Here is a 12,452-nt window from a genome sequence, read left to right on the forward strand (position 1 = left end):
CCTCTATCGCTTGAGTTCCGATAGTTTGGCCGAGTCCGTAGTGCCGAATACCTGGTAGATGTTACTACTGATGTAGAGGAGGATGAGCACAGCCGCGGCAACGTTGGTCAAAATGCCGATCATGGTGGTTTCCGAAAGCTGGGGCGCTAAAGCAAGCAGCACCAAGTGCACGCCATTTTCCATGAGCGCCAACCCCAGGACGGTCTTGACTACGTCCCGGCGCGTGAGCAAGGCCCATAGACCCAGCGAAAAGATGGTAAAGGCCCCGGCAAGCAAAGAGCGTACCGGTTCGGTGCGAGCCGCCTCGTTCGGCGCAAGCAGGTAGGAATGGCTCTGAAAGAGCCGAAAGAAGACCACCACCAAGACGCCGATGGCCAGCACCGAGATCCCATGCCCGAGCATCGGCCTGTGCTCCTTGCTCGGGAACCTCTTGGCAAACTGGAAAAGGAGAGTGGGAATCACAATGATCTTGGTCAGAAAACAGGTGGCCGACCAAAGGTAAAGCGACGGGTTCTTAAAGAGGTAAGCATAGGCCGTTATTATCGAGAACAACAAGACCGAATGAAACAGGTAGAAGAAGGTGGTACTGCGCAAGTTGCGCAATTCCACAGCAACTACCGAGGTGATGAGGATGCCGAGGCTGAGCGTGACCAGAATGTTCCCTTCCATTGCCTACTCCCTCTGTCTCGGGCGCGGACCTCCATGGGGCATGGAGGGGCCAACGAAGTTCCGGCCCTCGCGGTGGCGCCGCACCGGGATCTTGTCAATCGCGTTCTCCGTCTCAAAGCAGCGGCCACACCGCGCACAGGTCGCCATGTACAGCTCCTGCTCAATGTACAGGTCTTCCTTGTGGTCGGTGCTGTTCTCAAATTCCAGCGTCATGGTAATAGCCTGCTCAGGGCACACTTCGGCACACCGGCCACAATAGGTGCACCGATCCAGAATAAACTCCATGCGCGTGCGCTCGCCCTCGTCGTAGAACCGTATCAACCGCGAGGGGCAGACATTGGCGCAACCGCCGCAGGCGATGCAGCGCGTCTGGTCCACGGTGATCTTGCCCCGAAACCCTTCAGGCAGTTCCGCGCCAGGCCCGAAAGGATAAGGCAAGGTGACGCGAGGGTTCGAAAAACAGATGACCGCTTCCTTGAACTTGGCTCTGAACATTGCGCTCCCTTTAGGCGATACCTGTTCTCTTGCTGTGCTCTATCGTTCCCTACGAACCTACCAACGCAAAGGCCAGTCCGGCAGCCGAGGCGAAAATAAGCAGCCCAAAGAACTGAATGGACTGATCGATGCGAAGGCGCGGGTTCACCGCGTGTACCACGCCGACCAGAACCAAGAGCACAACCACCTTTGCGAGGGTAATGAGAGCATCAACTGCTAACTTACCCACGTGCGGCCAGGGGATGAACACCGAAACAAGCAGCGAGGCGAAAATCAACTGCTTCGCGTAAAATCCCCATTTGAACAGAGCCAGCTTTGGCCCGCTCTGTTCCACAAAAGGCCCTGCCATGATCTCCTGGTCCGCCTCCACGATATCGAAGGGCAATCTGGCTACCTGCGCGACAATGGCCAAGAAGAGGGCTACTCCAACGATGACCATCGAGATTGAAGGTGGATGCGTCAGCTGCCAGCTCACCATGTCGCCGAACATCATCGAGCCAGATTTGACCGCCGCAGTGATGAGCGCGATGGCCAGCACTGGCTCCACGGTCAGCACCATCATCACCTCTCGTCCGGCCCCCACAAGCCCGTACGGACTGCCAGAGCTTACGCCGCTCATGAAGATCATCACCGCTACCACCGAGATGAGGTAGACAAACACGATGACCTCACCGGCAAAACCGAGCGGCGGTCTGCCCAACATCGGCACCAAGAGGCTGGCGGTCAGCACCGCCGTGAGCGCGATGACTGCGGAGTAGCGAAAAAGAAAACTTCGCGAGCTTGCGATCTCCTCCTTGCCCAGCAGTTTGAGGATGTCCAGGTACGGCTGGAACAACGGAGGCCCGATGCGCGAGTGGACAAAGGCGATGAGCTTCCGAATCACTCCCTCCAGCAGCGGGGAGAGCAGGAGCACCAGCGCCACTTGCAGCACGCTCAGACCAATTGTCTGGCCGAGACCGTAGTCCATCTTTCCTCCATGCCTTCGCCTGCGTGCGGCCTGCTATCCGCCGCAGTGCTACCTCTTGCTCCACCTCTCCTTGCAAAGTCGGAAGAGGTCAGCTTTGGTATAGACCTTGACCTCGCCCGAGCGCACGTCCACCGTCTCCAAGCGCTCGGTGCAAGAGAAACAGGGGTCGATGCTGCCCAGGGCGATGGGCACATCGGCGATGGTTTCGCCGAGCACCATGATAGGCACGCCCTGGAGGTTTTGGAACGTCGGCGCGCGCGCCTTCCACCGGTAAGGTCTGTTGTCCTCACCGGTGATGACGTAATGGTGTGTCTCGCCGCGAGGGGCTTCCACCGAAGATTGGCCAATGCGTCCGGGCGGGATTGGCTCGGTGATCTTGGCCTGAAGCGGCCCTCCAGGCATCATCGCCAAGCAGTCGCGGATGATGCGGATGGAATCTAAAGTCTCCTTGATGCGCACCACGGTGCGCGCCCAGATGTCCTCGGAGGTCTCCACCATCACGTTGGTCTCCACCTCGCCGTATGCGGCGTAGGGGTGGTCCACACGGATGTCGATGGCCACGCCCGAGCCACGCGCGGTGGGTCCAAGGAGCGAGTAGGCGCTGGCGTCCTTGTTGGGCAAGATCCCCACGTTCGCCAAACGGGCCAGCAGCGTGGTATCGGTCACCACGGCATCCAGCACCGCCTTGGTCTCCCTCTCGATGCGCCCCAGGACCTCCATGAGCTCCGGGTGCATGGCCTTGGGAATGTCGCGCCGCACCCCGCCGACCACGTTGATGCCATAAAGCTTGCGGTTGCCGGTAATCTTTTCGCACAACCACATCACCGGCTCGCGGATGCGCCACGCTTGCATCAAGACGGTGTCGAAGCCGATGATATGCGCGGCGATGCCCAGCCACAGCAGATGGCTCTGGATGCGCTCCAACTCAAGGACGATGGTTCTGATATAGCGCGCCCGTCGCGGAACCTCGATTCCCCCTGCTTTTTCCACTGCCTGACAGTAACCCGTACTGTGCACCGTCCCTCATATACCACAAATCCGTTCGGCGAGGAACGGCACCTGGTTGTAGTTGAGCTGGCTGTCGGCAATTTTTTCCACGCCGCGATGGTTGTAGAAGCCGCGATAGTCGCCACCGACCACCCGCTCTCCTTCCACGAAGATCCGCCAATAGGAAGGCTCCTCCAGCACTGGGAAGAAGGGGCCGATGGGCACCACGGTCGCCCCTGGCGGGGGTTCTTTCAAAGGTGGCGCCGCTTCAGCCGCTGGCGGATTCCCGTTCCACGGGAAATCGCGGCGCAGGGGATGGAGTCCCTCGGGCCAGTCGTCGGCCAACACCAGGCGACGTGGGTCTGGGTGATTGCGCAGACGCACACCGAGCAGGTCTTGAACCTCCCGCTCGGCCCAGTTGGCAGCCGGGATGTCCGCGCTCCCGGTAATGGACTCGATCCACAGGTCATCCTCGGCCAACGGCGTGCGCACCGTGACGAACAGATGGTCAGCCGCCAGGGAAAAGACGTGGTCCACCAGGTAACCACCATTGGCGTCGCGGTAGTCGGTGCCGGCGGTAATCACAAAGCGCCCACTCCGCTCGTGGAAAATGTGTCGCGCCACTTCCACGACAGCGTCGCGCTCCACGGTAAAGATCACCATGTCCGGCACCGGGTTGTCCGCCGACCTGATGCGCGGCCCGAACCGACTGGTCATCTGGACGATTAGTTCACGTGCGGTCATGTCAGATAGGCACCTCCGCGTGCATGTCCGAACCTCATCAGGATCACTCCCATTTTCAGAGGCCTCCCCCTGCCAAAGCAAACAGAATCACTACTCCCATGAGCACCCCGATCGCCAACCAGAGCAAGTAGACGTGGGGGATTCCCACATGAGTGCCGCTGAAAAAACGCATGAGCTTCATGAACCCGTCGGTGAGCGGATAGAAGAACCAATTGTCGACGTTCAGAACACGGCGCAGAAGCTTCCGCTGGTCGAGCTGCACGCGCGGGTAGCGGACCTGCGGATAGACACCAGGCTGCTCGTAGGCACCTATGCGGATCTTGAAAAACTGCTTGAAGGACAGGTACAGGCCGCGCGCCTTGTAGCGCACCTCCTCGTCGCTATGCACCTCGCCGCAATACCAGGTGGCGTCCTCGCGCACCGGCGCCGCCCCTGCCCGAAAAAGGCTCCATGAGAGAAGAAAACATATCACCGCGGCGATCAATATGACCAGCGGATTCCATGCTGCAACGGTACCGCTCCCCAAATCCACCAGCAATGGGCTGACAATGCCTGCTGACGCAAGGGTGCCACTGCAGCCTGCCACGTCGCTTCCCACCAGAGCAAGCACCCCTTTCTGCACGGGCCCCACCGCTATCCACGGCAGGATGCCAAAGAGCACCGAGGCCGCAGCCATCGCCACCTGCGGGACGAGCATGTTCACCGGCACCTCGCCCTCCCCATTCCTGGCCTGGCCTGGATTGAACTTGCCGAAAAAGGCGATGCCAAAGAACTTGACCCCATACGCCAGCGTGACCACCGAAATGAAGAGAGCCACAAGGGCAAGAAGCATAAACAGGGGCATCCGCACACCGGCCTGCAACGAAGCCTGGAAGAAGAGCCACTTGCTGGAGAACCCGGCCAGCAGAGGCATCCCCGCCATGGATAAGCCGGCAATGACCGCCGTCGTGGCACTGATCGGCATGAGCCGCGCCAGTCCGCCCACCAGGTTCAGATCGCGCGTGCCCGAACGGTAGTAGACGGCGCCTGCATTGTAGAACAAACACGACTTGAAGAGGACGTTGTTGACCAGATGGAACAGGGTTGCCACCAGGGCGATCGTTGCCCACAGCGGCGCACTGGGCAGGAAATACAGGCCGATGCCGATGCCCAAGAGCAGGTACCCCATCTGCCCCACCACCGAGAAGGAAAGAAGCTTCTTGGTGTCATCCTGCGCCAAGGCGGTCATCGACCCCAAGAAGATGGACAACGTGCCGCAAAGCGCCATCACCAAGCCCCAGGGCTTGTCAATCTCTGCCACCGTGCCCGGGGAAAAGAAGACACGCAAGAGCCCGTACAGGCCGATCTTGGACATGATGCCACCGAAAGTGGCCGCAGCCGGGGCCGGAGCCGCCGGGTACGCATCTGGCAACCAGTCTCCAAAGGGAAGAATGCCCGCCTTGGTCGAAAAGCCCACGAAGAAGAACGTCAATGCGATGTGCAACAGCCCCCGCTGCTCTTGTACCATCCCGGCCATCGCCGCGCCAAGATCGGAAAAGGCAAAGGAGCGGCTTTGGGTGTACACGATGACGGCGCCCACAAACATCAGAGTTGTGGCCACGTGGGTCATGAAAAAGTACTTGAACCCTGCGCGTGTTCGCTCCGCCTGGTCTTTGTTGAAGATCACCAGCACGTACGAAGTCAGCGTCATTATCTCCCAGAAGATGAAAAAGAAAAACAGGTCGGCAGTCACCACGATGCAGGAGATGGCGGCAAGGAAGCAGAGGAAGAAAGGATAGAAGGCCCGCAGGCTAAGTCCGGCATAGAGGGGCAGCGCCATGAACCGCGTGGCATAGAGGGCCGACATGGTGCCGAGCAAAGAGATGAGCAACAAGAAGACCGCACTGAGCGCGTCGATACTCAACACCAAACTGGCCCCGAGGCCGGGCACGGTCATCAGCGGCCTGTCCGTCACTACGGCGCCACCGACGAGCACCTGCACAGCAGCCAAGCTCAGCCCGATGGCTGCCAAGAGGGTTGCCACAAACGAGAGGTATCCGACCAAGGTGCGCTTTCTACCAAACGCCAGCGCAAGCGCCGCACCCACCAGCAGAATGCCAATCGACCACTGAAATAGCACGATGGGGTTCATCTATGAGGACTCCCTTCTGCAGTGCAACTATTCTCTCTGCCGTCCTTCTCCCTCAGAAACCGATCTGATGAGCGAAAGCAAGCGCCACAAAGGGGGCAACCACACAGAGCACTATCAGCACCACCAAAGAGAAAGACATGGCAAGAGGGGGATTGCCCGCAACCTCTGCCGCAGGGCTCACCCTGCCGAAGAAGACCTTCTGGCCCACGCGCAAAAACCAGGCAAAGGCGATGATGATTTCCAGCAGAAACGGCACCAGAAGGAGATAACCGGCGACTCCTCCCACCTCCACGGCACCAAGGATCAGGAAGAACTTGCTCCAGAATCCGGAGAATGGGGGCACACCCAGGATGGCGAACATCCCCACCAGGAAAGCCACGGCAATGAGGGGCGCCTTCTTGGCGAGCCCGCTGAGCTCCTTGATGCTGCGCGTGCCGGTCACGTAGGAAATCGCCCCCACGCACAAGAAGAGCAGGCCCTTGCCCACGCCGTGATTCATGATGTGCATAATCCCGCCCAGCATGCCGGAACGCGAGCCCATGATGCCGAAAGACAGGCCCAGGAGAATGTACGATAGGTGCGTGATCGTGGAAAAGGCAAGTAAGCGCTTCAAATCATCCTGGAAAAAGAACATGTAGACGCCGACCAACATGGTGACCACGGCCATGATGCCAAGGAGCAGTCCGGACCCCATCGACAGCTGCTCGGTGGCGGTGCTTACGCGGGCAATCAAGAAGACGCCGGCTTTGACCATGGCGGCCGCGTGCAAGTACATGCTGACGGTAGTCGGTGCCGCCATGGCATCGGGCAACCAGGTGTAGAAGGGAACCTGTGCGGACTTGGCCCAGGCGGCAACCAAAAAGCAAGCAAAGAGTAAGCTGCGCAGGCCTGGCGTCAATTGGTCTAAGGCACCAAAGTCAAAGGTACCGGTCTTCACGAAGATGGCGACCAGGGCCACCGCGAAAAAGACCCCGCCGGAGTAGGTCATGAGCAAAGCCTTGAAACCGGCGCGGAGCGACTCGTCGTTACGATAGTGGGAGATCAGCGCGTAAGAGGTGAGCGTGGTGAGCTCCCAGAAGATGTAGAGCTGGAGCAGGTTTGGCGAAATCGCCACCCCGATCATTGAGGCCACGAAAAGGAGCAACCAGAAGTGGTGGCGCTCCTTCCCTTCGCGGGAGGAGTGCTCCTTGTTGCCTTTGCCAATGTAGTCCAGGGCGTAGACGATCACCAAGAACCCGAGCACGGCAACCACCGTGAGCATGAGCATGCCTAAAGGATCCAGCAGGTAGCCGAACAGCGGCACTGGCTCGGCGCCGAGGCGCGGCACCGTGCCTGCCGGCCCTGCTTCGACCTGCATCGGCCGCTCTTCGGCTTCCCCGCGGAACTTGATCAGCCACGGCACCGAGATGGTCACCGAGCGCTCCGTTCCCGGAAAAACGCCGCCGATGATCGAAGCCGCCACAATCAGCATGAGCCCCACGGCTACCAGGGCCGAGAGGTCGCTCCACTTCCGCCGCAATAGCCCGGAAAGAACTGCACCTGCCACGGGAAACAATAGGAGAAGCACTACAAGTGTACTCATGTAGTCGCGCCCTCGTCTGATGTCATCCCAAGCAGCTCGTTGATAAGTGCCCGCAGAAGTTCCACGCTCTCCCGCACTGCAGGGGAGAGTCCAGCGCCGAGCCCGAGTTCGGCCGGCTGAATGCCGATGAGCACCACCTCAGCCCCTGTCTCCGCCCGCAGATAGTCGATCACCGTGCGCAATGAGGCGTGATGCGTGTCAAACCTCTTTTCCGTCAAGCCATCTGCATCGAGGATGGCGATCGCCCCCGGCTCTTCCCCCAAGTCAAGCGCATCCGCAATCAGTATCGTATCCGGCTGGAAGTCTTTGACCGGGCCCGTATACGCTTCGGGCACGTCCCCGCAGTCAATTGGGCAGAACCGCCCGCTCCGCACCAGGCCCCTTGCCAGAATCGAACCCGCCTGATCATCGCCCCGCCACTCGCTACCCACGCCCATGAGCACCACCCGCCCATGGAGCAGCGATTCGAGGGCGCCGGCCAGGCCCTCCGGCTTCATTCCTCCTCTCGTTTCAGCAATACCACAAAAATGAAAAACGCGGTCGCCAGCGTGGCGACTACTTGCACCACCAGGGAGAAGGTGGCCACGAAAGGCCTATACGCCGGCCTTGCCCATTGTTCCATACCCTGGGTGGATAAGAGCCTGGTCTGAACCCCGCTGCCGGCCTGGCTCTCCAGCTGGGCAGCACGCACCGCGCTGTCCGCCAGCGCCTGGGTTGGCTCGGTTGCAATCAAGCTCCCCAAGGCCACGCAGGCACCAATCACCAGGAACAAAATGGCACTCCGCAGATTCCTCACCGTCATGAGCAAGTCACTCCACTCGGCTCGCGTCGTACCCGATCAGCGCTCGGGCAACACCTTGATCTGTCGCCAGCTGAACACCGGCCCGTCCACGCAGATGTACTTGTGGCCAATGGCGCAATGGCCACACTTCCCCACGCCGCATTTCATGTAGCGCTCTAAGGTGGAGATGATGTGATCGTCCGCAAAGCCCATGGCCAACAGATCCTGAATGACGAACCGGATCATGATCGGCGGTCCGCAGGTGAATGCGAAAGTGCGCTTCGGGTCCACCTTGATTTTCTCAAAGAGAGTGGTGACCACCCCGACCGGCCCGGTCCACGTCTCATCGGCGCGGTCGACGGTCTGGAGAAGGCGCACATCGTCGCGCGCGGCCCACTCCTCCAGGGCGTCCTTGTACACCCGATCAGTTGGGGTGCGCGCCCCGTACAGGATGGTAAACTCTCCGAACTTGTTTCTCTTGTCGAAAATGGGTTCGATGAGGGAGCGCAGCGGCGGCAACCCGATGCCACCGGCCACAATGAGGATGTCGTGGCCCATCACCTCTTCGAAGGGAAAGCTGTTGCCAAGGGGGCCGCGTACGCCGAACACGTCGCCGACTTTGGCCTCATGCAGGGCGTTGGTCACCGTGCCGGTGGCACGCACCGTGATGCGGAAGTTACCCTTGCGCAGGGGGTTTGAGCACAGCCCGAAGGGGGCCTCCCCCTTGCCAAAGACGGACACTTCCACAAATTGCCCTGGCTTGTAACTGAAGGCCTTGTTGTACCTCTCGTCCAAAAAATGAAGGGTGAACGTCTTGGTATCGGGTGTCTCATCCACAATCTGGTCGATGACCGCCAGCTGTGGGAGGTAGAGGTTTTCCATTCCGCTACTTCCTCGCCTTGTCGTTCACGAAGAGTGCCGTTGTGCGCCCAGCTGCTCGGGCTCTGGTTGTCCTTCACGCCGCAGCCGCTTGACCACGGCGGGCAAGTCCAAGAGCCCGATGGCCTCGCAGACCGTGATGCACCTTCCGCAACCTACGCAGCCTTGGTGGCCGTCCAGCTTGACGTAGGCATAGCTCAACTTGTGGTAGAAGCGGCGCTTGATGCGCTCCTTGGTCTTTTCGCGCGGATTGTGCCCAGACGCCTCTCGCGTGAAGCCGGAATATTGACACGAATCCCAACAGCGCAAGCGCACCCCGCACGTCGGCGACTCCATGTAGTCAGCCACGTCGTAGCAAGTGCAGACCGGACAGACGTGGGTACAGCCTCCACAGCTGAAGCATTCGAAACCCATCTCCTCCCACAGCTCCTCCCGGACGCGATTATTGGTGATCTGGATGATGGCCTTGGCCACATAGGCGGTGGGCACCATCTGGCTGTCGCACTTGGCCATGAGCTCCTTGCGCCGCTGCAAGTCCTCCTGCGTGGCAGCCACCAGCCCCTTCTTGATTTTCTCCAGGATGGCAATCCCCTTTTTGCTCCCCACGTGGATGAGATAACGGTCACCAAAGTCGGTCAGCTGCAGGTCAAATCCAGCCTCCAGCCACGGACCGCCATCACAGCAGATACAAAAGCAGGTGTCTAAAGGCTTATTGCAGGCGACGCTGATGATTGTGGTGTTCGCCCGCTTTTCGAGGTAGTAGTTGTCCAAGTAGGTGCCGGAGAAAAACTTGTCCCAATGCAGGATCCCCTTCACGTCGCAGGAGCGAATGCCACAGAGGACCTGTGGGGAGGAGTCCACCAGCGGCTCAAAGGTCGGGCGTTTGCCCAGGGTGAAGCGAAACAAGTCCTGCCGATGCGGGATGAGGAACCGTTTGACAGGGTCGAACTCGTTGACATAGTCGAAGGTGAACTCCGCCACGGAAGCCACCTCGCGGAAAACCACATCGCCGTCCGGTCCGGGTGTCGGCCCGATCAACTTGGCGCCCTTTCGCAGCGAGTCGAGCACGGCGAGGAACGCCTGTTTGTCGATGGTGTACTTCTGGCCGACCTTCATGCTACCTCCACTCTTGCCGCGCAAACCTTCATCTCGGGGATCTTGGACTGCTGTTCGAGCTTATCGTTGGCCAAAACATTGGTGAGGCCATCTTTGTAGTGAAGGGAGGCAAAAACGACTTTCGGTGGCACACCGCGCGTCACCTGTACCGTGCGCTCGATGGTACCACGCGGGGTCGTCACCCTGGCTTTCCATCCGGAGCGGAGACCAAGCTCCTTGGCATCATCGGTATTCACTTCCAGGACCCCCTCTGGATACTCTTTGGCCAAGGTGAACGAGCGCGAAACCAATGTGCCCGACACGCGGTGTACGCGCCCCCGGCCAATGACGAGGGTGAATGGGTAGTTCTGGTCGGGGAACTCACTGGGAGGCACGTAGCGCGCAGCAAGAAGCTTGGCATCGGCCAAAGATGGCAACGGTCGTGCCACCGGCCACTGCACGCCCCCAGGTCGATTTAAATCCTGGTAGCTGATGCCCTGGTACCACGGATTGACAGTGGCAATTTCCGCAAAGACGTCCGCAGGCGAACGATACGCCATGCGTGCAGCCAGCTTCTTGGCCAGGGTGAGGAATATCTCCCAGTCTGGCTTTGCCTCCCCCACTGGCGGAATGGCCGCGCGCACCCTTTGGATGCGCCGCTCCAAGTTGGTAAATGTGCCCTCCTTCTCCGCGTAGCTGCAGGCAGGCAGCACCACGTGCGCAAGCTCTGCAGTTTCGGTCAGGAAAAGATCCTGGACCACAAGGAAGTCCAGCCGCTCCAACGCAGCTTTGGCAGCGCCAGAGTTGGGTGCATCCCAGACCAGATTCTCGCCGACCACGTACATGGCCTTTATCTGGTCGCCGGCGGCCTGCAGCATCTCGCCAAGTGTCAAGCCTGGCTTCTTCGGCAACGCGCTGGGAAGGACTTTGCCCAAGCAGGAAGCAGCCTCCCGGTCCTCCAACCGGGCGAAACCAGGCAAAAACCCTGGAGCCAGCCCCATATCCAACACACCCTGCATGTTGTTGGCCGGGTGAAGGGGCAAGAGACCCGCCCCTGGTCTGCCGATGTTGCCGGTGAGCACGAGCAGGTTAACCAGCGCCTTGACTGCCTCAGTTCCCGAAGCCTGCTGCGTGACCCCGTTCCCGTAGAGAACGAGCAACCGTTGCGCGCCGCTGACAGTTTCGCCCAACCTTGCCAGCTGCTCGGAGGGGATTCCGCTGAGCTGGGCGGCACTGTCCGGCGTAAAGGATTCCAACGCCTTGGCCAAGGCATTGACGCCACGAGCCTCCGCAACTTGGCGATTGCTGCGAATCAGCCAGTTGCACAGCGCGTTCAGCCACACCACGTCGCTGCCCGGCTTGGGGCGCAGATGAAGAGTGGCAAAGTGGGAAAGTTCGGTCTCTCTGGGATCAACGACGACAACCTTGGCGCCGTGGCGGGCGGCCCACAGCACGTACGACCCCGCCTTGGCGCTTTGCTCCTTAGGATTGGCGCCCACCACGAGCAGCACGTCGGCCTCTTCAATATCGGTGAGGGAAGCGGTAGCCGCAGCAAAACCGAGCTGGGCGCTGAGCGCATGCAGGGTGGGCGCTTGGTAGAACCGGGCGCCCGTGTCTACGTTGTCGGTACCAAGCACCCCACGGGCAAGTTTCATCAGCAGGTAGCTGTCCTCGTTGGTGCACTTGGTGGAGCCCACCACGCCGATGCCTGTCGGGTCAAAGCTCTTGAGCGTCTTGGCTACCAGGGCAATTGCCGCCTCCCAAGACGCCTCCTGAAACTTGCCGTTCTTCTTGATGAGAGGCCTGCGTAACCGGCCGGGGTGGTGGATGATCTGGTGCCCGTTCCACCCTTTGACGCAGAGGGTCCCCCTACTCACAGGGTGTCGACGTTGCGGCGCTACCCCTAAGACTCGTTCCCCCTCGACAGCCAAGAGAACACCACATCCGCACCCGCAGAAAGGACACGTCGTGAGGACCTTGCTCACCGAGGCACTCCTTCTCTTGCTTGCGCATTCCAGACCAGTTCAGGCGGGCAACCTTGTCAAACCTCATGCCAAAGCATTGGGCTCCACGGCGCAACCACGGCCATTGGCCCCTTGATTTCCCAATGCTTACAAAACCC

Annotated in this window: 12 protein-coding genes; all 12 read right to left on the reverse strand. The window is 60.1% G+C overall.

From position 1 onward, the window contains the following. Positions 1-3: 3 nt before the first annotated feature. The 12 genes from NUW13_00610 to NUW13_00665 are packed head-to-tail and all read right to left on the reverse strand — an operon-like array spanning position 4 to position 12,315. A complete protein-coding gene (locus NUW13_00610; protein MCR4437529.1) occupies positions 4-669 on the reverse strand; it encodes an NADH-quinone oxidoreductase subunit K in 666 nt (221 codons plus the stop codon). A 3-nt stretch (positions 670-672) separates the two neighbouring features. Continuing rightward, complete coding sequence (locus tag NUW13_00615) at positions 673-1,164, reverse strand: 4Fe-4S binding protein (protein ID MCR4437530.1); 492 nt, start codon at positions 1,162-1,164, stop codon at positions 673-675. Positions 1,165-1,213: 49 nt separating this feature from the next. Further along, positions 1,214-2,131: an NADH-quinone oxidoreductase subunit H gene (locus NUW13_00620; GenBank protein ID MCR4437531.1), complete on the reverse strand. Its 918-nt coding sequence runs from the start codon at positions 2,129-2,131 to the stop codon at positions 1,214-1,216. Between the two features lie 48 nt (positions 2,132-2,179). Then, positions 2,180-3,148: a hypothetical protein gene (locus NUW13_00625; protein ID MCR4437532.1), complete on the reverse strand. Its 969-nt coding sequence runs from the start codon at positions 3,146-3,148 to the stop codon at positions 2,180-2,182. Positions 3,149-3,154: 6 nt separating this feature from the next. Continuing rightward, positions 3,155-3,862 carry an NADH-quinone oxidoreductase subunit C gene (locus tag NUW13_00630; GenBank protein MCR4437533.1) on the reverse strand — a complete coding sequence of 236 codons (708 nt, stop codon included), beginning with the start codon at positions 3,860-3,862 and terminating at the stop codon, positions 3,155-3,157. 55 nt (positions 3,863-3,917) lie between these two features. Continuing rightward, entirely contained in the window at positions 3,918-5,993 is a 2,076-nt protein-coding gene (locus NUW13_00635) for a hypothetical protein (GenBank protein ID MCR4437534.1), read from the reverse strand. A 52-nt stretch (positions 5,994-6,045) separates the two neighbouring features. After that, positions 6,046-7,575: a hydrogenase 4 subunit D gene (locus NUW13_00640; protein ID MCR4437535.1), complete on the reverse strand. Its 1,530-nt coding sequence runs from the start codon at positions 7,573-7,575 to the stop codon at positions 6,046-6,048. Continuing rightward, positions 7,572-8,072: a hydrogenase 3 maturation endopeptidase HyCI gene (locus NUW13_00645; GenBank protein MCR4437536.1), complete on the reverse strand. Its 501-nt coding sequence runs from the start codon at positions 8,070-8,072 to the stop codon at positions 7,572-7,574. Before NUW13_00645 ends, NUW13_00640 begins: the two co-directional genes overlap by 4 nt. Then, positions 8,069-8,377 carry a hypothetical protein gene (locus NUW13_00650; protein ID MCR4437537.1) on the reverse strand — a complete coding sequence of 103 codons (309 nt, stop codon included), beginning with the start codon at positions 8,375-8,377 and terminating at the stop codon, positions 8,069-8,071. The genes NUW13_00645 and NUW13_00650 overlap by 4 nt, the downstream gene beginning before the upstream one ends. 36 nt (positions 8,378-8,413) lie before the next feature. Then, entirely contained in the window at positions 8,414-9,238 is an 825-nt protein-coding gene (locus NUW13_00655; protein ID MCR4437538.1) for an FAD/NAD(P)-binding protein, read from the reverse strand. A 24-nt stretch (positions 9,239-9,262) separates the two neighbouring features. Beyond that, positions 9,263-10,351, reverse strand: coding sequence for a 4Fe-4S dicluster domain-containing protein (locus NUW13_00660; GenBank protein ID MCR4437539.1), 1,089 nt, complete (start codon positions 10,349-10,351; stop codon positions 9,263-9,265). Continuing rightward, the gene (locus NUW13_00665; protein MCR4437540.1) at positions 10,348-12,315 is read right to left on the reverse strand and encodes a molybdopterin-dependent oxidoreductase; all 1,968 of its coding nucleotides are present in this window, start codon (positions 12,313-12,315) and stop codon (positions 10,348-10,350) included. The genes NUW13_00660 and NUW13_00665 overlap by 4 nt, the downstream gene beginning before the upstream one ends. Between the last annotated feature and the right edge of the window lie 137 nt (positions 12,316-12,452).

It is taken from the genome of candidate division KSB1 bacterium, from assembly GCA_024655945.1.
In the GTDB taxonomy this organism is placed as follows: domain Bacteria; phylum Zhuqueibacterota; class Zhuqueibacteria; order JANLFK01; family Oleimicrobiaceae; genus Oleimicrobium.